Origin of the sequence: Thioalkalivibrio sp. AKL9, from assembly GCF_000377825.1 — a bacterium.
Taxonomy (GTDB): Bacteria; Pseudomonadota; Gammaproteobacteria; order Ectothiorhodospirales; family Ectothiorhodospiraceae; genus Thioalkalivibrio; species Thioalkalivibrio versutus.
Window position 1 is genome coordinate 60,547 of record NZ_KB905115.1, and the last position, 20,637, is coordinate 81,183.

Annotated in this window: 23 protein-coding genes and 1 pseudogene; 17 read left to right on the forward strand and 7 right to left on the reverse strand. The window is 67.4% G+C overall.

What is annotated here, in order from left to right; translation table 11 throughout:
* Position 1: 1 nt before the first annotated feature.
* From D573_RS0111685 to D573_RS0111695, 3 genes are read right to left on the reverse strand one after another with little or no spacing between them, the layout of a single operon-like run.
* Complete coding sequence (locus D573_RS0111685; RefSeq protein WP_018938744.1) at positions 2 to 1,378, reverse strand: nucleoside recognition domain-containing protein; 1,377 nt, start codon at positions 1,376 to 1,378, stop codon at positions 2 to 4.
* A 19-nt stretch (positions 1,379 to 1,397) separates the two neighbouring features.
* Positions 1,398 to 2,252: an SDR family NAD(P)-dependent oxidoreductase gene (locus tag D573_RS0111690; protein ID WP_018168497.1), complete on the reverse strand. Its 855-nt coding sequence runs from the start codon at positions 2,250 to 2,252 to the stop codon at positions 1,398 to 1,400.
* Between the two features lie 10 nt (positions 2,253 to 2,262).
* Positions 2,263 to 2,640 carry a DsrE family protein gene (locus D573_RS0111695; protein WP_018143893.1) on the reverse strand — a complete coding sequence of 126 codons (378 nt, stop codon included), beginning with the start codon at positions 2,638 to 2,640 and terminating at the stop codon, positions 2,263 to 2,265.
* Between the two features lie 633 nt (positions 2,641 to 3,273).
* On the opposite strand from D573_RS0111695, the gene D573_RS0111700 reads away from it, so the two are divergent.
* The 8 genes from D573_RS0111700 (at position 3,274) to D573_RS14845 (ending at position 9,669) form a co-directional block, all read left to right on the forward strand.
* Entirely contained in the window at positions 3,274 to 3,591 is a 318-nt protein-coding gene (locus D573_RS0111700; RefSeq protein ID WP_018143892.1) for an FmdB family zinc ribbon protein, read from the forward strand.
* 3 nt (positions 3,592 to 3,594) lie between these two features.
* Positions 3,595 to 4,245, forward strand: coding sequence for a DUF502 domain-containing protein (locus D573_RS0111705; RefSeq protein ID WP_018168499.1), 651 nt, complete (start codon positions 3,595 to 3,597; stop codon positions 4,243 to 4,245).
* Between the two features lie 101 nt (positions 4,246 to 4,346).
* Complete coding sequence (gene aspS / locus D573_RS0111710) at positions 4,347 to 6,131, forward strand: aspartate--tRNA ligase (protein ID WP_018938743.1); 1,785 nt, start codon at positions 4,347 to 4,349, stop codon at positions 6,129 to 6,131.
* Between the two features lie 21 nt (positions 6,132 to 6,152).
* The gene (locus D573_RS0111715) at positions 6,153 to 6,782 is read left to right on the forward strand and encodes a triacylglycerol lipase (RefSeq protein WP_018938742.1); all 630 of its coding nucleotides are present in this window, start codon (positions 6,153 to 6,155) and stop codon (positions 6,780 to 6,782) included.
* A gap of 401 nt (positions 6,783 to 7,183) precedes the next feature.
* Positions 7,184 to 7,924 (forward strand): YebC/PmpR family DNA-binding transcriptional regulator, encoded by a 741-nt coding sequence (locus tag D573_RS0111720; protein ID WP_018168501.1) that lies wholly within the window; start codon positions 7,184 to 7,186, stop codon positions 7,922 to 7,924.
* Between the two features lie 21 nt (positions 7,925 to 7,945).
* Positions 7,946 to 8,461 (forward strand): crossover junction endodeoxyribonuclease RuvC, encoded by a 516-nt coding sequence (gene ruvC / locus D573_RS0111725; protein WP_026181986.1) that lies wholly within the window; start codon positions 7,946 to 7,948, stop codon positions 8,459 to 8,461.
* Positions 8,458 to 9,069 carry a Holliday junction branch migration protein RuvA gene (ruvA, locus tag D573_RS0111730; protein WP_018938741.1) on the forward strand — a complete coding sequence of 204 codons (612 nt, stop codon included), beginning with the start codon at positions 8,458 to 8,460 and terminating at the stop codon, positions 9,067 to 9,069. Before ruvC ends, ruvA begins: the two co-directional genes overlap by 4 nt.
* Before the next feature lie 393 nt (positions 9,070 to 9,462).
* Positions 9,463 to 9,669 carry a hypothetical protein gene (locus D573_RS14845; RefSeq protein ID WP_155984862.1) on the forward strand — a complete coding sequence of 69 codons (207 nt, stop codon included), beginning with the start codon at positions 9,463 to 9,465 and terminating at the stop codon, positions 9,667 to 9,669.
* A 260-nt stretch (positions 9,670 to 9,929) separates the two neighbouring features.
* Here the strand turns inward: D573_RS14845 and D573_RS0111735 are convergent, their stop codons facing one another.
* A complete protein-coding gene (locus D573_RS0111735) occupies positions 9,930 to 10,232 on the reverse strand; it encodes a cell division protein ZapA (RefSeq protein ID WP_018143885.1) in 303 nt (100 codons plus the stop codon).
* Complete coding sequence (locus tag D573_RS0111740; protein ID WP_018143884.1) at positions 10,229 to 10,456, reverse strand: hypothetical protein; 228 nt, start codon at positions 10,454 to 10,456, stop codon at positions 10,229 to 10,231. The genes D573_RS0111735 and D573_RS0111740 overlap by 4 nt, the downstream gene beginning before the upstream one ends.
* 217 nt (positions 10,457 to 10,673) lie before the next feature.
* Between D573_RS0111740 and D573_RS0111745 the strand changes: the two genes are divergently transcribed.
* From D573_RS0111745 to D573_RS0111780, 8 genes are all read left to right on the forward strand, one after another.
* Positions 10,674 to 10,961 carry a hypothetical protein gene (locus D573_RS0111745; protein WP_018938740.1) on the forward strand — a complete coding sequence of 96 codons (288 nt, stop codon included), beginning with the start codon at positions 10,674 to 10,676 and terminating at the stop codon, positions 10,959 to 10,961.
* On the forward strand, positions 10,961 to 11,566 hold the full coding sequence (locus D573_RS0111750; RefSeq protein WP_018938739.1) for a UPF0149 family protein: 606 nt from the start codon (positions 10,961 to 10,963) through the stop codon (positions 11,564 to 11,566). Before D573_RS0111745 ends, D573_RS0111750 begins: the two co-directional genes overlap by 1 nt.
* Positions 11,567 to 11,598: 32 nt before the next feature.
* Positions 11,599 to 12,927, forward strand: coding sequence for a Xaa-Pro aminopeptidase (gene pepP, locus D573_RS0111755; protein ID WP_018938738.1), 1,329 nt, complete (start codon positions 11,599 to 11,601; stop codon positions 12,925 to 12,927).
* Positions 12,928 to 13,359: 432 nt separating this feature from the next.
* Positions 13,360 to 14,622: an FAD-dependent monooxygenase gene (locus D573_RS0111760; protein ID WP_018938737.1), complete on the forward strand. Its 1,263-nt coding sequence runs from the start codon at positions 13,360 to 13,362 to the stop codon at positions 14,620 to 14,622.
* Entirely contained in the window at positions 14,619 to 15,806 is a 1,188-nt protein-coding gene (locus tag D573_RS0111765; protein ID WP_018938736.1) for an FAD-dependent monooxygenase, read from the forward strand. The genes D573_RS0111760 and D573_RS0111765 overlap by 4 nt, the downstream gene beginning before the upstream one ends.
* Positions 15,807 to 16,501: 695 nt before the next feature.
* Positions 16,502 to 16,753 carry a type II toxin-antitoxin system Phd/YefM family antitoxin gene (locus D573_RS0111770; RefSeq protein ID WP_018938735.1) on the forward strand — a complete coding sequence of 84 codons (252 nt, stop codon included), beginning with the start codon at positions 16,502 to 16,504 and terminating at the stop codon, positions 16,751 to 16,753.
* Positions 16,753 to 17,187: a type II toxin-antitoxin system VapC family toxin gene (locus D573_RS0111775; protein ID WP_018938734.1), complete on the forward strand. Its 435-nt coding sequence runs from the start codon at positions 16,753 to 16,755 to the stop codon at positions 17,185 to 17,187. The genes D573_RS0111770 and D573_RS0111775 overlap by 1 nt, the downstream gene beginning before the upstream one ends.
* An 861-nt stretch (positions 17,188 to 18,048) precedes the next feature.
* On the forward strand, positions 18,049 to 19,098 hold the full coding sequence (locus D573_RS0111780; RefSeq protein WP_018938733.1) for a porin: 1,050 nt from the start codon (positions 18,049 to 18,051) through the stop codon (positions 19,096 to 19,098).
* Between the two features lie 654 nt (positions 19,099 to 19,752).
* On the opposite strand, the pseudogene D573_RS14990 reads toward D573_RS0111780, so the two are convergent.
* Both D573_RS14990 and D573_RS0111785 read right to left on the reverse strand, forming a co-directional pair.
* Positions 19,753 to 20,148: pseudogene (locus tag D573_RS14990) on the reverse strand (type II toxin-antitoxin system PemK/MazF family toxin).
* On the reverse strand, positions 20,142 to 20,393 hold the full coding sequence (locus tag D573_RS0111785) for an AbrB/MazE/SpoVT family DNA-binding domain-containing protein (protein ID WP_018938732.1): 252 nt from the start codon (positions 20,391 to 20,393) through the stop codon (positions 20,142 to 20,144). The pseudogene D573_RS14990 and the gene D573_RS0111785 overlap by 7 nt, the downstream one beginning before the upstream one ends.
* A 131-nt stretch (positions 20,394 to 20,524) precedes the next feature.
* Between D573_RS0111785 and D573_RS0111790 the strand changes: the two genes are divergently transcribed.
* Positions 20,525 to 20,637 (forward strand): transposase (locus tag D573_RS0111790; protein WP_018649543.1); only part of this gene is annotated, 113 nt, incomplete at its 3' end.

Sequence of the window (20,637 nt, forward strand, 5' to 3'; positions counted from 1 at the left end):
CCTACAAGAAGAGGAAGCCGACGATTGCCACCGCCGCGATCACCGCGACGGCATCCGCCGTCAGCGCGGCGGCCAGGGTGTGGCGCACGCGCTTGATGCCGATGGCGCCAAAGTACACGGCGAGCACGTAGAAGGTGGTCTCGGTCGAGCCCTGCAGGGTCGAGACCAGGATGCCGACATGCGTGTCCGGCCCGGTGGCCGGATCCTGCATGATGCCGGCCATGATGCCGTAGGCGCCGGAGCCGGACAGCGGGCGCAGCAGCGCCATCGGCAGCGCCTCGGCCGGCAGGCCGAACGGCGTGGTCAATGGCCCGACCAGCCCGACAAACATCCCCAGTGCCCCGCTCTCGCGCAGCATGCCCACCGCGACCAGGATCGCGACCAGGTAGGGGATGATGCGCAGCGCGACATTGAAACCCTCCTTCGCCCCCTCCACGAACACCTCGTAGACCGGTACGCCGCGCATGACGCCGTAGGACAGGAAACCCACGACCAGCCCGGGGATGATCCACGGCGCGATCGCCTGGCCGTAGAGGATGGTCAGCGGGATGATTGCGAGCACTCCGGCCAGCACGGTCAGCGAGACCCACGCGGGATAGCCCTCGGTGGGGACCTCGATGTTCATCGGTTGCTGGTTGGCCGTGTCCGCTGTCGGGTCGGCGTCCTGGGTCGGCTCGGCGGTCGCCTCCCGGCCGGCCTCGCGCATGGTGTCGTCCAGCTCGCTCGCGTCATCCGCGGACGTCTGGTCCGGATCAATGCTGCGAGTTGCCGGTGGTGGCAGGAAGTAGCGCTGCAGGATCAGCGCGCTGGCGATGCCGGCGATGGTCGCGAACAGGGTCGCGAACAGCGTGGTCGGCAGGATCGCGGCCGGGGCCTCGGAACCCAGCGAGGCGCGCAGGGCGATCACGCCGGTGGGCAGCAGCGTGATGCTGGAGGTGTTGATCGCCAGGAACAGCGCCATCGCATTGGTCGCGGTGCCCGGGTGCGGGTTCAGCTTCTCCAGCTCCTGCATCGCGCGGATACCGAACGGCGTGGCGGCGTTGCCAAGACCCAGGATGTTCGCGGAGAAGTTCAGGATCATCGCGCCCATCGCCGGGTGTTCGGGCGGCACCGACGGGAACAGGCGCACCATCAGTGGCCGCAGCAGCCGCGCCAGTACGGTCAGCAGGCCACCGGCCTCGGCGATCTTCATCAGGCCCAGGAACAGGGCCATCACCCCGATCAGCCCCAGTGCCAGCTCCACCGCGGAACCGGCGGCCTCGATCGCGCCCTCGGACAGGGCCTGCATCGGTTGTTCGTCGGGATCGGTAGAGCGGATCTCGCGGATCGCGGCCGTCGCCACGGCGATCACGATCAGCGCGAGAAAGATCAGGTTCATGCGGTGCAGTGTGCCACGGTCAGCGGTTCTCCCCGCGTGATACACCGCGCAGCACGGCATCCATCGCGCGGGCCGGTAGCAGCCACTTGAGGAAGGCGAACAGCCGCGTGGGGAAGGTCACGTGATAGCGCACCCGCGGGCGGCGGGCCTCCAGGGCGTGCACGACACAGCGCGCGACGGCCTCGGGCCCCAGCGTGAACGGTGCATCGGCCTCGGCGTCCGCCATGCGGGCCTCGGCGGCGCGGTAGGTCTCCTGCCAGGGGCCGTGTTCGCGCTGGACGTGGTAGCGAAAGGCCTTCAGCGCGTTGGCGCGGAACGCGCTGCGGATCGGCCCCGGCTCGATCAGGGCGACATGGATGCCGGTGCCGTGGAGTTCCTGGCGCAGGGTGTCGCTCATGCCCTCGATCGCGAATTTGGAGGTCACGTAGGCCCCGCGCAGGCGCAGGGCGACCAGGCCCAGGACCGAGCTGTTCTGGATGATGCGGCCTTCGCCGGCGCGGCGCATGGCGGGCAGGACGGCGTTGGTCAATTCCAGCCAGCCGAGGACGTTGGTCTCCAGCTGCGCGCGCAGCGTGGCGCGGTTCAGATCCTCCACGGCGCCGGGCTGGCCGTAGGCGCCGTTGTTGAACAGGGCATACAGATGGCCGTCGGTCCGGTGAAGGATCTCGGTGACCGCGCTGTGGATGCTGGCGGAGTCGTCCAGATCCAGCTGCAAGGCCTCGAAGCCGTCCTTCTTCAGCCGGGCGACATCCTCGCCGCGCCGGGCGGTGGCGAACACGCGGTAGCCGCGATCACGCAGCACGCGTGCGGTACAGGCCCCGATGCCGCTGGAGCAGCCGGTGATCAGGACGGCGCGGGAAGCAGTGTCACTCACGGCGGCGCGCTCAGTAGGTCAGGGTGGCGACGCCGTCCTCGACGACCTCGCCGATGAAGGCACCGCCGCCGCGCATCCCGTCCAGTTCCGGCACTGCGTTGTCCAGCGTCAGGCCGTTCTCGCTCATCGCTCCGGCGCAGGCGTAGAAGGCGCAGCCGGCCTCGTGGGCGTCCTGCATGAAGCTGTAGACGGACTTCTCCCTGGCCTCGCCGGGGTAGATGGTCTCCGCCACGCCCTGACGCAGCAGGCGTGTGGTGCCGGCGGCGAAGTAGATCTCCACCTCGAGATCCATCGCGGCGGCGACGGTGGCCTGGAAGAAGGGCGCCCCCAGCGTGCCAGGGCGGTCCAGGTCCAGGTTCAGCAGCATGATCACGATCTTTTCGGCCATGACAGGTCCTTGCGCGGTCGTATCGTCGAGTTGGGGGTGAATGATCCGCGCTCCGACCGCCCGGCGCAAACCCCAGCGCGGATTGGCCGGGCAGCATCAAGAGACGCCCCCGGTGGCGGCGGATATCGGCTGCATGGCCCTGAACGGCTCCCGCCTTGTCGTCATCCCGGACGCGTTCGAGCCGTACCCACCGCCGTCATTCCGGACACATTCGCGTCGTCCCCACTGCCGTCATCCCGGACGCGTTCGAGCCGTACCCACCGCCGTCATTCCGGACACATTCGCGTCGTCCCCACTGCCGTCATCCCGGACGCGTTCGAGCCGTACCCACCGCCGTCATTCCGGACACATTCGCGTCGTCCCCACTGCCGTCATCCCGGACACCGCGTAGCGGTGATCCGGGATCTCCCCGGTCGGGAAGGGGCTGACGCTGGAGATCCCGGCTCTACGCTGCGCGTCCGCCGGGATGACGTTGAGGGGGGCAGGAGAGCGGGCTGCCCATGCTTGCCGGAGAAATACCGTTCTGGATTATGAAAACGGATTGTCGGAAGCGAAGGCCTTTCATTCCCCGAAAACGGCCGCATAATACGCCTCAACCCGTGTTTTCGCGGATGCATTCCGAGGATTCCAGTCATGCCCATTTACGAATACCAGTGCAAGGATTGCGGCGAGGTCTCCGAGATCCTGCAGAAGATCTCCGATCCGCCGGCCACCATTTGCCCGGAGTGTGGTGCCGAGGCCCTGACCAAGCAGGTGTCAGCGGCCGGCTTCCGTCTGGCCGGCGGCGGCTGGTACGAGACCGACTTCAAGAAGGACGGCAAGCGCAACCTGAAAGAGGGCAGCAGCTCGGCCACCAGTTCCAGCGGCAGTAGCTCAACGAAGTCGGACGCCTCCGGAAAGTCCGCATCTTCCGGTAGCGCCAAGACCGGTACCGCCGCGACCGGCACCTGATCAATGCTGGTCTCCCTGCGCCGCTATCTGATTGCAGGGCTGCTGGTCTGGCTGCCGCTGATCGTCACCGGCTTCATTATCAAGCTGCTGGTCGACCTGCTGGATTTCACCATCCTCCTTCTGCCGCCGCCCTGGCGGCCGGAGGCGATTCTCGGCTTCTCCATCCCGGGTGCCGGCATCGTGCTGGCGGTGGTGGTGGTGTTCGTGACCGGGGTGGTGGTGGCCAATATCGTTGGGCGCAAGCTGGTGTCGGTGGGCGAATCGATCGTCCGCCGCATCCCGCTGGTCAGTTCGATCTACGGCGCCGTCAAACAGGTCACCGAGACCGTGCTGTCCGACGGCGGGCAGGCGTTTCGCAAGGTGATGTTGATCGAGTATCCGCGCCGTGGCCTGTGGTCGGTGGGGTTCATGACCGGTGTCGCCGTCGGCGAGGTGCAGGACCGCACCGAGCGTGACGTCATCACCGTTTTCGTCCCGACCACGCCCAATCCCACCTCCGGCTTCGTGATCATGGTCCCGCGCGAGGAAGCCATCGAACTGGACATGACGGTGGAGGATGGTCTCAAGTTCGTGATGTCCATGGGGGTCGTGACACCGATGAGAAGCCCTGAAGAAGCGCCGGCGCCGGTTGCGCAGGGGCAGGGCAAATCGTAAGATTTCCGGCCTTTTCGCGGGTGCGAACGCCATGTTCGTCCCGTTTTCCCGACTCACCGTGCAGGCCCCTGGCGGGCGTGCCCTTCGGCTGGAACAGCGCAATGCGAACTCATCTGTGTGGACGTGTCACCGAGAACGAACTCGACTCGGAGGTGACCCTTTGCGGCTGGGTGAACCGCCGACGGGACCACGGGGGGGTGATCTTCGTGGACCTGCGCGACCATGCGGGCCTGGTCCAGGTGGTGTTTGACCCTGACCGCGAGGAGGTCTTCGCGCGCGCCGAGCAGCTGCGTACCGAGTACGTGATCCGCATGACCGGCCGCGTGCGCCGGCGCCCCGAGGGCACCGAGAATCCCGACCTGCCCACCGGCGCCGTGGAGATCCTCGGGCTCGAGCTGGAGGTCCTGAACGCCGCCAAGACCCCGCCGTTCCCGCTGGACGACGAAGACGTCGGCGAAGACACCCGCCTGCGCTATCGCTACATGGATCTGCGCCGCCCGTTGATGCAGCAGCGTCTGCGCCTGCGCGCGCAGGTCTCCGCGGCCATGCGCCGCTTCCTCGAGGACCGCGAGTTCCTCGACCTCGAGACCCCGATGCTGACCAAGGCCACACCGGAAGGTGCGCGTGACTACCTGGTGCCCAGCCGCACGCATCCGGGCAGCTTCTTTGCCCTGCCGCAGTCGCCGCAGCTGTTCAAGCAGTTGCTGATGATGTCCGGCATGGATCGTTACTACCAGATCACCCGCTGCTTCCGTGACGAGGACCTGCGCGCCGACCGCCAGCCGGAGTTCACCCAGCTGGACATGGAGATGGCGTTCGTCGACGAGGCGGATGTGATGGAGGTGACCGAGGGCCTGATTCGCCACCTGTTCCGCGAGGTCCAGGGCGTCGAGTTGCCGGATCCGTTCCCGCGCATGGCCTATGCCGAGGCGATGGCCCGCTTTGGCTCCGACAAGCCGGATCTGCGCATCCCGCTGGAGTTCACCGAGCTGACCGAGGTGATGCAGGCGGTGGAATTCAAGGTCTTCAACGGCCCGGCGAACGACCCCGAGGGCCGCGTGGCCGCGCTGCGCGTGCCGGGTGGTGCCAAGCTCACGCGCAAGGAGATCGACGTCTACACCGAGTACGTCGGCCGCTACGGCGCGAAGGGCCTGGCCTACATCAAGGTCAACGACCCGGCTGATATCGAGGGCGGGTTGCAGTCGCCTATCCTCAAGTTCCTGCCGGAAGACGTGACCCGGCAGATCCTGGAGAAGACCGCGGCCGCCGCCGGCGACCTGATCTTCTTCGGCGCGGACAAGGCCTCGGTGGTCAACGAGGCGATCGGCGCCCTGCGCGTGAAGATCGGCCACGACCTGGAGCTGGTCGAGGCAGGCTGGCAGCCGCTGTGGGTGGTCGACTTCCCGATGTTCGAGTACGACGACCAGGACAAGCGCCTGTACGCCCTGCATCACCCGTTCACCGCCCCGGCAGTGGACAGTCCGGAGGCGCTGCGCGCCAACCCGCGCGAGGCGCTGTCCCGCGCCTACGACATGGTGCTCAACGGCACCGAGGTCGGCGGCGGCTCCATCCGTATCCACAACCCCGAGATGCAGCAGGCCGCGTTCGAGGCCCTGGGCATCGGTGAGGAAGAGGCGCGCGAGAAGTTCGGCTTCCTGCTGGATGCCCTGAACTTCGGTGCCCCGCCGCACGGCGGCCTGGCCTTTGGCCTCGACCGCCTGGTGATGCTGATGAGCGGTGCCCACTCGATCCGCGACGTGATGGCCTTCCCCAAGACCCAGACCGCCGCCTGCCTGCTGACCGACGCCCCGGCCCCGGTCGGCGAGAAGCAGCTGCGCGAGCTGGGTATCCGTCTGCGTCCCAGCGCCACGCAACAGGCCGAGTAACCGCTTGTCCGGCCGAACGCCATGACCGGCATGCGCAGCAGTGTGGTCATGGTCCATGGCTGGCACATGCCGGGCCTGGAGATGGCCCTGCTGGGCCGCCGTTTGCGCGCGGCCGGCCACGAGGTTCACGGGTTCCGCTATGCCTCGCGCCGGCAAACGCCGGAGCAGGCCGCGCGCGCCCTGGCTGCGTTTCTCGAGGATGTCCCCGGCGACCTCGTGCACCTGGTTGCCCATAGCCTGGGCGGTGTGATCGTGCGCCACCTGTTCGAGGTCGCGCCGGTGCAGCGCCCTGGGCGTATCGTGATGCTGGGTTCGCCGCTGCAGGGCAGTCGTGTGGCCGCGCGCCTCGCGCAGAACCGAATTGGCCGCTGGTGGCTGGGCGCCGCCCTGGACCGTGGCCTGCTCGGCGGCAGTCCCGTCCTGCGCGGTCGCGACGTCGGCATGATCGCCGGCAGCAAGCCGTTCGGGCCGGGGCCCTGGGTCGCGCCGCTCCCGGATCCGCACGATGGCACGGTCGCGGTGGACGAGACGCGCGGCCCGGAGGTCTCGCGCCACCTCACCATGCCGGTCTCCCACTTCGGCATGCTGGTCAACCGTCTGCTGGTCCAGGAGACCCTCCATTTCCTGGAAACGGGCGAGTTCCTGCCATAACCCCAGCGGGCCCGACCCCACCGCCGCCCCCGTCATTGCGAGGAGCGCAGCGACGAAGCAATCTCCGTCCGGAACCAACGGATCGTGACTCCAGCGCTCTGCCAGCGTGAGGAGATTGCCACGGCCCCTTCGGGGCCTCGCAATGACGGGGCTTGTGCGGTTGGTGACGCGCTGCGCGTCCTTCTTCGGGCCGGCCTGCGGCCGTTCAACGCAGCTTCGCTGCTTTTGTGCTTCGTCGCTGCGCTCCTCGCGATGACGGGGGAGGGAAGAGGCGGTGTGGGTGAGTGCTGCGCCGGCATCCGTGATTACCGCCGCGCCAGCGATTAGACTGTGCGGGTCCTGCGGCTCGGTGGAATCCCGGGGCCGCTGCAACCGAACCCAATTCAAGGAGTCGTGACCGAATGGCAGGCCACAGCAAGTGGGCGAACATCCAGCATCGCAAGAATGCCCAGGACGCCAAGCGCGGCAAACTCTTCACCAAGCTGATCCGCGAGATCACCGTGGCTGCGCGCCAGGGCGGCTCGGACCCGGAGACCAACCCGCGCCTGCGCCTGGCGATCGACAAGGCGCTGGGCGCCAACATGACCCGCGACACCATCGAGCGCGCGGCCAAGCGCGGGGCGGGTGAGAGCGACGGCGATAACGTCGAGGAGATCCGCTACGAGGGCTACGGTCCGGGCGGCGCGGCCATCCTGGTCGACTGCATGACCGACAATCGCAACCGCACGGTCGCCGAGGTGCGCCACGCCTTCTCCAAGATGGGCGGCAACCTGGGTACCGACGGTTCGGTGGCCTATCTCTTCCAGAACAAGGGGGTGATCCGCTTCGCCCCCGGGCTGGACGAAGAGGTGGTGATGGAGGCCGCGCTGGAGGGCGGGGCCGAAGACGTCCAGGTCGAGGATGACGGTTCCATTGAGGTCATCACCGAACCCGATACCTATCAGGACGTCCGCGCCGCGCTGGCGGAACGCGAACTCCAGCCGGAGGATGCCGAGGTCACTTGGCGCCCGGAGACGCTCGCGCCCCTGGATGCGGAGACCGCCGAGTCGATCCTCAAGCTGCTGGACATGCTCGACGACCTGGATGACGTGCAGAACGTCTTCACCAATGCCGACTTTCCCGACGAGGTCAGCGGTGACTGATCCGGCCGCCGCGTGACCGGCGTGCGCATCCTCGGGATCGACCCCGGTTCCCGGATCACCGGCTTCGCGGTCGTCGAGTATGATCGCAGCCGCGGCCGCTCCTGCGGGCACGGTGTGATCCGGCCCAAGGCCAAGGGTTTCCCCGAGCGCCTGGGCGAGATCTTCGCCGGCGTGGTCGAGGTGATCGATGAACTGAAGCCCGACGTGCTGGCCATCGAATCGGTGTTCGTCGCGCGCAATGCCCAGTCTGCGATCAAGCTGGGACATGCCCGGGGCGCGGCCATCTGCGCCGCCACCCAGGCCGGCCTTGCGGTACACGAATACGCCCCGCGTGCGATCAAGCTGGCCGTGGTCGGCATCGGCGGGGCGGACAAGGAACAGGTCCAGCACATGATGCAGCAACTTCTACGCCTGGCCGAACCGGCCAGCAGCGATGCCGCCGACGCCCTGGCCGTCGCGCTTTGCCACGCTCACACCCAGCAGCACGAGGCGCGCCTGGCGGCCGCCACCTCCGGCTCGATCGGGGGCCGTCCATGATCGCGCGGCTGGAAGGCCGGCTGATTAGCCGGGAGGTCAATGGCGTCGTGATCGACGCCGGCGGGGTTGGCTACGAGGTTGACGTCCCTTTGTCCACGCTGGCGGCCCTGCCGGAGCCGGGCGAGACCGTCGTGCTGGCCACCCATCTGGTCGTGCGCGAGGATGCCCACCAGCTCTTCGGCTTCCTGAACAAGCGCGATCGCGACCTGTTCCGGCGTCTGATCCGTGTGAACGGCATCGGCGCGAAGCTGGCGCTTGCCATGCTTTCTACCTACGCCGGCGACGAGCTGGCGGGCCTGATCAGCGGCGGCGATGTCACCGGCCTGGCCAAGGTGCCGGGTATCGGCAAGCGTACCGCCGAGCGCATCGTGCTGGAACTGGGCGAACGCCTTGCCGAGATGGGCTTTGTCGGCGCGCCCGCCGGGGGAGCGGGCGGCAGCGAACCGACGACGCCCGCCGCCGCGATGGAAGCCGAGGCCCTGGCCGCGCTGGAGTCGTTGGGCTATCAACGCGCCAGCGCCGAGAAGATGGTCGCCGCCGTACGCGACCAGGCGGACTCGGTGGAGACCCTGGTACGCCTGGCCCTCCGCGCCACCGTCAAGCGCTAACGCACACCAAGCCGTGCGGCTCGCTTGCTGCCGTTTGAGGTGTCTTCTGCCCTCTTGCCCAGTAGAGGCTGGTCCCGGTTCGTCGTTGGGTGTTTACGGTGGCTTCGGTCCGCATACTGCCCGGCGCTGACTCGCCAGCGCGCCGCGAGGTACTTCTTTGCTCGTGCAAAGAAGTACCCAAGAAACACGCCCGACTGCCGCGACCCCGGCCCGCGCAGCGGGCCGGGGTTTCCCTCGCTCCGAGGCTTTTCGCGGGCGGCGCTGAACTCGCTGCGCCTGCGGCTCCGCTCAGACATCCAGCGCCTTGAATCCCGCGAAAAGCCTCTCCACTCGGCGCGACGACAACGGGGAGGCAGGTCCAAACAACGGCTATCCCAGCGTTCTTGCCAGTGGATGATGGCTAGGTCTTCGAACATCTTCGGCACGTTCGGCCTTTGGCCATGGCGTGCCGCGCCCGCAGAGCGGGCGCCGAGGGTGTTCGAACGGCTGTGCCTGTTGTTGTGCTACGGGGCAGGAATACCAGCTGTTTTGACGTTCCCCTCCCGTATGGAGCCCCTTGCGGAAGGGTCCTCGGGCCGGAAGAAGGCGCTGGATGTCTGAGCGAAGCGCAGCGTAGCGAGTTCAGCGCCGCCGGGCCGAGGGCCCTGGAGCAAGGTTCCCGGGCGGAATCCGGGTGCCCTTCTTTGGGTACTTTCTTGGGCAAGCAAGAAAGTACCTCGGGGCGCGCTGGCGAGTCAGCGCGTGGCAGGCGGCGTACCGAGGGCACGTAAACACCGGAGGACGAACCAGGGCCAGCCATCAGGCTGTACCGGGGTCTTGGCAATGCAGGGAAGAAAGACGGCGGGACGCCGCCAAACGCGCTAGCGCGACGAGCCGAGGCTTTTCTCGATGCGGTCGGCGAGGGCGACCAGGCGTTCCGAGCTTCCGGAGGTGTCCGCGCCGGCCTTCTGCTGCCGGCACTCCAGCATCTCGTGCGCCAGGTTGAGCGCCACCATCACCGCGATGCGCTCGGCGCCCACGATGCGCCCGCCATCGCGCAACTCGCGCATGCGCTCGTCGATCAGCGACGCCGAGGCAAACAGGTCGGCGCGTTCCTCCGGTGGGCAGGCGATCTGGTACTCCTTGCCCATGATGGAGACGCGGACAGGTTCGGACTGGCTCATTCGCTGTGCTCCATCGAGCGCAGGCGCGCGATCATGTTCTCGACCCGGTGGCGCGCCTGTTCGTTGCGTTCCTTGAAGGCCGCGCGTTCGCCCTTGAGCTGACGGATCTGCTCCTGCAGCAGGTGGTTCTCCTCGCGCAGGGCCGCATGCTCTTCCAGAAGGCGTGCGATCGCGGCCTCCAGGCGTTCGGTCGGGTCGATCGCTGAATCGTCGTTCGGCTGCATGGCCTTGGGCCCCGGGTGGCAGGTGCGGCTTTCACCGCGAGTCGATTAATCTCTGGAGTCTAGGAGGCGTTCGAGCGAAGCGTCAACTTGCGTGACTCACAGGGAGACGCCGGTCAATGTACGCGTTCGTGCACCAGGCATTCCGGGGTTTGTTGCGGCCTGGCACCCGCGCTGGCCACAATACGTGGAATCCCCTAGCCATTAAGTGTTGTCGCCCATGACCCAGCCACCCGAACCCGGCCCCGATGCCACCGTGATCGAGGGTACGGCCCATAACGGAAAGCCGTGCCGGATTGTCGACAATACGGGCACTGTGCCGCGTCCGGATCTGGAGCAGCTGTTGAACGCCTTGATCGAGGACAAGCGCTTCGGTCTCAACATGCTGTCCTCCACCGGCTCCAGCGCGATCAAGCTGGGCGAGCCGCAGTTCACCCATCTGCAGGTGGGGGACGATCTCTACCGCTTCCTGCTGTTCCCCTACGAAGCGCGGCTGGAGTCCTTCTGATGACGCATTCACCGGGCACCGGAAACGCCAAGTCCCTGGACGGTCTGGAGCGCGACCCCGAGGCCCTGCGCGAGCAGCTCGAACACGGGCTGCGCAGCATGGGCTATGCGCAGACGCCGGCCTCGGCCCACGGGCTGTTCACCGGATGCCTGGTAGCCGATCCGGGTTCCGACGTGGATGCCCTGGAAGCCAGCCTGGGCGAGGCCCTGCCACTGACCGAAGGCGCAGGAGAGCGCTTCGACAAGACCGTGGAGGCGATCCGCCGCGCGCTGCTGGCGCAGCTCTACGACGTGGAGCTGGGCTTTGGTCCGCTGTTGCCGGAGGACGACGCCATCGAGGCGCAGGCCCAGGCCCTGTCGGAGTGGGTGGACGGCTTCATTGCCGGGCTGGGGCAGACGCCGCGGCTGGCCAAGCTCAAGCCCTCGGCCGAGGCTAGCGAGATCCTGCGCGACTTCGCCGAGATTGCTCGCATCGAACTGGAACCGGACGATGACGAGGACAACGCGGCGGCCTTCGAGGAACTCAACGAATACGTGCGCGTGGGCGTGCTGCTGATCGCCGACGAGCTGGCCCCGGACGACCCGAAACGGATCCCGATGCAATGACGCGAACGCGACAAGCCCCCCGGCCGGGCCGGATGCCGGAGATCCCGCAGGGCGAGTTTGCCCGGCGCCGCCAGCGGTTGATGCGGGCGATCGGGCCGGACTCGATCATCGTCGTCCCGGCCGCCCACGAGCGTACCCGCAACCGGGACGTCGAATATCCCTTCCGTCAGGACAGCGACTTCCTCTACCTGACCGGCTTCCCCGAGGCGGATGCGGTGGCGGTGCTGGTGCCGGGCCGCCCGGCGGGCGAGTACATCCTGTTCTGCCGCGACCGCGATCCCACCCAGGAGACCTGGCAAGGGCGGCGCGCGGGGCCGGACGGCGCGATGGAGACGTATGGGGCCGAGTGCGCCTTCCCGATCGAGGACATCGACGAGATCCTGCCGGGGCTGATGGAGAACCGCGCAGTGCTGGCCGCGCCGTTCGGACGCGACGAGCCCCTGGACCAGCGCCTGTTCGGCTGGGTCAACCAGGTCCGGGCCAAGGCCCGCAACGGCGTGCGCGCGCCGCACGAGTTCGTTGCCGTGGAGCACCACCTGCACGAGCAGCGGCTGTTCAAGAAGGCACCGGAGCTGAAGCTAATGCGCCACGCCGCGGCCATCTCTACCCAGGCGCATGTGCGCGCGATGCAGGCCTGCCGGCCGGGCCTGACCGAGTTCGCGGTGGAGGCGGAACTGCTGCACGAATTCCACCGCTACGGGACCGAGACCGCGTACCCCTCCATCGTTGGCGGTGGCGAGAACGGCTGCATCCTGCATTACATCGAGAACCGCGCCGCGCTGAACGACGGCGACCTGCTGCTGATCGACGCCGGCTGCGAGGTGCAGGGGTACGCCTCGGATATCACCCGTACCTTCCCGGTCTCCGGGCGCTTCGGCGAGCGCCAGCGCGAGGTCTACGAGTGCGTGCTGGCCGCCCAGCTCGCCGCGATCGAGCAGGTCCGGCCCGGCAACGACTGGGACACCCCGCATGTAACCGCCGTACGCGAGTTGACCCGCGGGCTCAAGGAGCTGGGCGTGCTCAAGGGCCGCCTGGACAAGCTGATCCGCGACCAGGCCTACCGCCCGTTCTACATGCACCGCACCGGCCACTGGCTGGGGCTGGACGTGCACGACGTCGGCGACTATCGCGTCGGCGACGCCTGGCGCCAGCTGGAACCGGGCATGGTGATGACCGTGGAGCCCGGGCTCTACTTCGGGCCCTACAGCGAGGCACCGAAGGAGCTGCGCGGTATCGGCGTACGCATCGAGGACGACGTGGCCGTCACCCGCGACGGCCACGCGGTCCTGACCGCGCACTGCCCCAAGACCGTCGCCGACATCGAGGCCTGCATGGCCGGCGACCTCCCGGGCTGGAACTGACCATGCCCGCCCGCCACACCGCATCCCGCACAACCGCGCAGCCCGCGCCGCTCCCGACAGCCCTTGTGGGAGCGGGCCTGCCCGCGAATAGGGAGCGGACCCCGCCCCTGGGTGTGTCCATAACCGTAGGGTGCGTTGAGCTCTGCGAAACGCACCGCGCACCGTGGGGCCGCACACCCCGTGATGCGATTCGCTCCGCTCATCCGCATCCTGCGCGGCGGTATTTTGCCAACGGTCCATCAGGAGCCTGCGTGTTTTGGGGCCGGCATGGCCATCGCTACAAATGGACGCCAACCCACCACTCCCGTCATCGCGAGGCGCGCAGCGCCGTGGCGATCGCCTTCCGTTGCCACCCGATCCCGCCAATGTGCTGGCATCCAGAGGTTGCCACGGCCCCTGCGGGGCCTCGCAACGACGGGGTATCTGGCTGACATGACCGAACAACGATCCGATATCGCCATCGTCGGTGGCGGGCCGGTAGGTGGCCTCGCCGCCTGCACCCTGGCGCGGGCGGGCTACGCGGTCACGCTGTTCGAGCGGGGCGCGCCGCCCGCACCGGACGCGCATGCGCACGACACCCGCGGCTATGCGCTGGCGGCTGGCTCCGTGCAGTTCCTGGACGATCTGGGCTACTGGGCGCCGCTGGCCGAACGGGCGACCGCGATCCGCTCCATTGTCGTCAGCCGCCGCGGTGGCCTGGGGCGCGTCCACCTGAACGCGGCCGATCAGGGCCGCCACGCCCTCGGCCAGGTGGTTCCGGCCGTCGCGCTGGAGCCGATGCTGGATGCGGCCTGCCGTGACGCCGGCGTGGACGTGCGCCACCACTCGACGCTGGCCGGCGTGGGCGAGGTGACGGACGGCCAGCGCGCACTGCGCATCCACGGCGCCGAAGGCGAGAGCACCTGGGCGGCGCGCCTGATCCTGGCCGCCGACGGCATCCAGTCGCCGACCCGCAAGGCCCTGGGCCTGCCGGTGAACCGCCTGCGCTATGCGGCGGATGCCCTGGTTTTTGACGTGCAGCCCGCGCGGCCGCACAACGGCCAGGCCTTCGAGCGCTTCACCGACGAGGGCCCGCTGGCGCTGCTGCCGCAGGCGGATGGGCGGATGAACGTGGTCTGGGTGGCCCCGCCGGAGGTCTGCGAGCGCCGCCTGGAACTGGACGAAGCCGAACGCCTGCGCGAGCTGCAGGCCCGCTTCGGGTGGACCCTGGGTCGGCTGCGCCCGGCGGGCCGCGTGGTGCGCTTCCCGCTGGAGCGGGTGCATGCCCCGGAGCCGGTCGCGGACCGCGCGCTGCTGCTGGGCAATGCCGCGCATGCGGTGCACCCGGTGGCCGGGCAGGGGCTGAATCTTGCCCTGCGCGACGTGGCGACCCTGCTGGGGGCGCTGCGCGAGGGGCGCGGGCAGGGCGGGGCGCCTGGCTTTGTCGCCGACCCCGGCGCACCCGCAACCCTTGCCGCCTATGCCCGGGCCCGGCGCGGTGACGTGAACGGCGTGGTGGCGGCGACCGACTTCCTTGCCCGCGGCATGCTGCACGCGGCAGGTCTGCGCGGGCATGCGCTGGGCAGCGGGATGATGGCCGTCGACCGCCTGCGTCCGGCGCGCGATCGCCTGGCACAGGCGGCGATGGGCCTTGGCCCGCTGCCGCGCCATACCGCGCGCCATCTCGCGCGGCCGGACGCAGGGGGCGGGGCATGAGCGCGGCAGGTTCCCGCGACGTGCTGGACTTGCTGGTGGTGGGCGCCGGCGCGGTTGGGGGTGCCATCGCGCTGGGCGCGGCCCGCCAGGGCCTGCGCGTCGGGCTGCTGGAGCGCGCTGCCGCGCCCACCTTCAGCGACGCGACCCCGGTGACGCGCGTCGCCACGCTCAACATCGCCTCCATGGAGTTCCTGGCCCGTCTGGGGGTGCAGGACGCCCTCGAGGCGCGCCGCGCCCATGCCTTCTCCGGCATGGCCGTGTGGGATGCCCACGGCCCCGGGCATATCCGCTTCGACGCCGACGAGCTGGGCGTACCGGCGCTGGGCTGGACCGTGGAGCACGCCGCCCTGGAGGCCGTACTGTGGACCGAGCTGGAGGCCGCCGGCGTGGCCTTGTGGCCGGAAACGGAATGGAAAAGCCTCGACACCCGCCCGGATCGGGTGGATGTCTATGGCCCGCAACATGCGCTGCTGGCCTCCGCCCGTCTGGTGGTCGCGGCCGATGGCGCGCAATCGCCCCTGCGCACCCGCATGGGTATCCCGGTGCGCGAGCAGGACTATCACGCCCGCGGCGTGGTCGCGACCGTGACCACCGAGCGCCCGCACGAAGACACCGCCTGGCAGCGCTTCGTCGACGACCAGATCATCGCGTTCCTGCCGCTGGCGGACGGACGCAGCTCCATCGTCTGGTCCCAGCCCGAACACCAGGCCGACGACACGCTGGCGCTGGACGACGCCGGCTTCTGCCAGGCGCTGGAGGCGGTGATCGACCACCGCCTGGGCGCGATCACCGCCACCTCCAAACGCGCCAGCTTCCCGTTGGTAGCCCGCCACGCCCGCGATTACCACGCCGGCCGCGTGGCCCTGGCCGGGGATGCCGCCCACACCATCCACCCGCTGGCCGGGCAGGGCCTGAACCTCGGGCTGGCCGACGCCCGCGCCCTGGTCGAGTGTCTGCACGGCCCCGCCCGCCGCGACCCGGGTGCCGAGGCCGTCCTGCGCGCCTACACCCGCGACCGCCGCAGCGAGAACGCCTTCATGCAGCGCGCCATGGACGGCTTCCGCCTCGTCTTCGGCACCCACGCCGCCGGCCTCCCCGAACTGCGCGGTCTCGGCATTCGCCTGGTCGACCAGGCCACCCCCCTCAAGCGCCGCCTCGCCCTGCGCGCCTTCGGGCTCGATTAAGGCGACCCAGGTTGTTCGGCCCGGGGTGATGCGATTCGCTTCGCTCATCACATCCTACGAGTGCTTTAAACCGCAGTCCGAGCCGGGGTCGGGTGCGGCAGCGCTCGCTGGACCCTGTGCATGGCGGGGCCGTGGTATCCCGTAGGATGCGCTGAGCGCAGCGAACCGCATCATGGCGTCAGGGGCACGTCCTCATCGACTCCTGGCACACCTCCATACCCCACCACGCCCGGTCATCCCGCCCGCGCGCCGAGTCCTCTCCGCACGGCGGTCCATTCAACCCGGTCATCCCGCCCGCGCTCCGCTACCCCCTCCCGTCACCCCGGCCGTGTTTCCCCGCCGCCGTCATCCCGGCCGTAGCGAAGCGTAGAGCCGGGATCTCCAGGAATTGGGGTTCCCCGAACGTGCGAGATCCCGGATAACCGCTGCGCGGTTTCCGGGATGACGGCGGCGGGTGGCCGAGGCGCGTTGCTCGAAGAGAACCAGAGAGGGTTCCTGCACACCGTCATCCCGGCCGGAGCGAAGCGAAGAGTCGGGATCTCCCGATGCACCCCTGCGGTTCGACTGCGCAAGAGACTCAAGTGAGAGCGGTTCTGGCCGCCCGAAGTCCCAGCCAGGGATTTCTCCACGCCTCACGTTTTCACATGCTATATTGAAATCAACCAGTCCACCAACCGGTCCAATAAGGTGCGAGCATGCCCCATCACGAAACAATCGGTGCCCACGATGCCAAGACAAGGCTTTCCGGGTTCCTTCGCAAGGTCCAGGCGGGCGGGCGCTTTACCATCACCCAGCGAGGACGCCCCGTCGCCGCGCTTGTGCCACTGGAGGAGGACGATATTCCCAGACGGGTGCAGGCCGCGCAGACCCTCCGGCAGCTTATGGCCGACGCCCCGGGTCGAGGTGACGTGGATATCAAGGCCCTGGTCGAGTCGGGTCGTGACTGATGGAGCTCGTGCTCGACAATTCCATCGTGATGCGTTGGTTGTTGTCCGATGGCAGCCCGGCCGACCAGGAAGTTGCCGCTACGGTCCTGCGGTCCATCGAGTCGGGCGATACCCGCTTGCTGGCGCCGGCCGTCTGGCCGTTGGAAGTCGCCAACGTGGTCGCCCGTGCCGAAGGTCAGGGCCTGGTGACCGAAGCCGACACGACGCGTTTCCTGAGACTGCTGGAAGATCTAATGGTGGCGGTCGATCCAGGGGGCATCGATTCGGTATTCGGCAATACGTTGCAATTGGCCAGACGTTTTGGCCTTTCCGCGTACGACGCCTCCTATCTCGCCCTGGCGCTTCAGCACAGCGCGACCCTCGCCACGCTGGACCAGGCCCTGGTCGCGGCCGCTCGCCGTGCCGGGGTTCCCGTATTTCTGAGCAGTACCTGACGGTTTGGGAGCATCCCGCGTCGCGATCGGGTGCAACGGCGCGCGGCGGACCCGTGACGGGTGGGGTGCCCGTCGGATGCCCTGAGCGCAGCGAACCGCATCATCACCACTCCTGCGGCGTGTCATGCTGCACCACGCCACCTCATCCACCCTTAGGTGCGCCGCTTTACCCAAGCCGTGTCGGTTATTGCTCCATCGCCAATATCCTGCCCATTCGCCACGCCGCAACATCCCGGCCGCCCGTCCAAACCCCCGTCATCCCCCGGCCGCAGCGAAGCGAAGAGCCGGGATCTCCGGATGCGCCCCCGCGCTTCAACCGCCCACCATGCCCCCTGTAGGAGCGGCCTCGGCCGCGAAGCCCCTGCCAAAGCATGATCAGCGCAAACGTGTCGCCTCCCGGCCACGCTTCAACAGCCCAAGGACATGTCGCGTTTCCACAACACACCCTCCTCGTCGTCAACCGAAAACGACCTCGTTGCAAAAAAACAACGGGCGTTGCATCGCATTGACCTGCCTTGCGAGCGTTGCAAACCCCCCGTGCGAAGCAAATCCCGAAAAAATAAGAAAAACCTGATCAAGCCACCCGTTCCCTCGCCTCCAGGCAGGTAAGTCGATCCTAATGATCCCCTCGATTCAGCAAGTTGCTGGATATCTCGCACCTTTCTGTAGCCTGTTCCCGCAAGTGTTTGATCTTCCGAAATCCACCCTGCGTCACGTTCAGCGCCCAACTGTGGCAACTTTTTCCCGCCCAGGGGTTGAAAAGAGACACCGTGGTGTATATAAAACACCTGTCATTCGCGGCATCGACCGTGGATGCGGCGTAAGAAACGAACAACACACCTCTCCTGGGAGATACGCACCATGAAAAAACAGATTCTTGCCGTCGCCGTTGCCGGCGCCTTCGCAGTCCCGGCCTTCGCCGCCGCCGACACCAACGTCACCCTGTTCGGTCAGCTGCAGACGCAGGTCGTCCACCACAGCGCCTCCGGTGACAGTGGTTTCTTCAACGACGGCTTCCGTGTTCACGACGGCGGCGCTGCTGGCAACTTTGGCGACGGTGCCAATCCGAACCGTATCGGCGTCATGATCAACCACGACCTGGGCAACGGCCTGACGGCACTGGCCAAGATCGAACAGAACGTCACGACCGGTGACGGCTTCCAATCCAGCGCGCGTGACGTCTACGTTGGCCTGGACGGCAACTTCGGTCGCGTCCTCGCCGGTCGTATGGCTTCCCCGTACGTCACCGCCGGCAAGGACCCGCTGAACGCGACCTTCATGCAGGCCCGTACCCAAGGTGGCCGCTTGCCGCCGCTGGGTGGTCTCGGTGAAGGTTCCTACCTCGACAACGGCCTTGCGTACAGCAACAGCTTCGGCATGGTCAGCCTGAACGTCGCGGCTTTTGTCGATAATGGTGACGACAGCAACACCGCGTTCGCTGGTCGCCTGAACTTCGATCTGGGTCCGGTCGACTTGTACGTCGCTCACAACCACGCTGACGACTACGTCGATCACCCCATCGGTGGCCAGGATTTCCGCGCTTCCAAGATCGGTGCTGACTGGCGGTCGGGCCCGTTCCGCCTGGTCGGTGAAGTGACCGACTTCAAATGGGAAGATGCTGCTGGCGACACCGCAGCCGATGGCAACACCTACTTCCTGTCCGGAACCTACACCATGGGCCGGAACGATTTCGTGCTGAACCTGGGTCACACCAACCTTGATGGCGGTAACAACACTGACTACGCCGCGATTGCTGTGAAGCACAACTTCAGCAACCGTGTGATGGCATTTGCGGGCGTTGGCTACAACAGCACCGATAACTCCACCCTGGACGCTGAAGGCGATGTTATTGCTGATACCGGCAGCCTGTCGTTCACCGGCGTTGGTGGCGGCATGCGGGTGTCCTTCTAAGGACAACCACTGCTACCAAGCGGTATAACAACAAGTTTGTAGCTTGTTTTGCGGGGCCCCCAGGGGCCCCGTTTTTTATGCGTGACCGGGCCCCGTTGGGGCCTTTTTGCGTTTGCGGCTGGTGGTTCGAGTCGGGGCATCACCTGCGTATTGGGAGACTAGGCTGAGCGGAACGCATTGCACCACGCGACGCCGGACCAGCACGTAGTGAGCGGCCCGTTCTGCGGGCCACGATGCAGCCTGTCAGGTGAGACAGACTCGCTTGGTATCACTGCGCCGGGGGCCTGCTCTCCCTTGTCATCCCGGCCGGAGCGCAGCGGAGAGCCGGGATCCGTCTGGTCATTGTTGCCGGAGGGCTGGGTTATGGCGAGCGGGGGGATCCCGGATAACCGCGTTGCGGTTTCCGGGATGACGATTGGGTGTGGCGGCGTGCCATATGGCAGGTCTGGTAGAAGGGGTGACTCCCGCCGTTGTTGGTGCGTTTCGCGGGGCTCAACGCACCCTACGAGACGGACTGGGCTGGCTTCGGTGATCCGGTCTTAGTTGTCATCCCGGCCGGAGCGCAACGCAGAGCCGGGATCTACGGTATCGGGGCTGGTAGAGGGTCTGCGCAATCCGCAGGTAGAGCCGGTCGGCACGCGTGGCGAGCGTGCGTCAGGCCGGGTCGGGGCAGAGTTCGAGGATTTGGTTGAGGACGGCGCAGGCTTCCTGGTAGGCCGGCACCGGCACCGGCACCTGGCCGGCCGGGTGGGTGGGGGCTTGCGTTGCGTTGTCGCCAGTCGAAGGACTTCACCTGGTGGCACAGGATGTAGCTTGTTCGTGCGTCCGGCGTGGTGCCTGCCACCACGGCGAAGGGGTTGGTGGCGTTATAGTCGGCGGTGGTCATGGGGAGCCCCGAACCAGGGAGGTACGGCGCTTGAAGCTAGCGGGCGATAGAACAAGGAAGGGGTGAACATCTTGCATCTCCCGCCGCGCCTGGGGATTGCAGTCTATCCAGATCACGTCCCGGCGCTTGGGTACCCAATCCCTGGGTGTTGCGCGTTTCACCATCGTTCATTTCCGATCGCGTCCGTGCACATGGCCTCGCCGCTGTGTACATCCGGGGCGAATCCTTCCAGCCGCTCCTCCAGGCTCATGGATGGAGCGGTTTCCGGGCGGATCACGATCTGGTTGCCCTCGACCGATACGCTGACGGATTGGTCGGCCTCCAGGTGTGCGGCGCGTGCGATGGACGCGGGAAGGCGAACACCCAGGTTGTTGCCTCGGCGCTTGATTTTCAGTCGTGTCTCGGCCATAGCGATATCCGCATGATGTATGGACATTGTTTAAACAGCTGTATAACCCCGGTGTGGGTGTCGCCTTCCCGTAAATTCGCTCCATTGAAAACTGGAGGTCTCCGGGCACACTAGAGCCAAAGGAGGCCGAGATGCGCAAGAGTCGGTTTACGGAAAGCCAGATTGTTCAGACGCTGAAGCAGGTCGAAGGCGGCCGGAAGGTGAAGGACGTCTGTCGGGAGATCGGGGTCTCGGAAGCGACCTA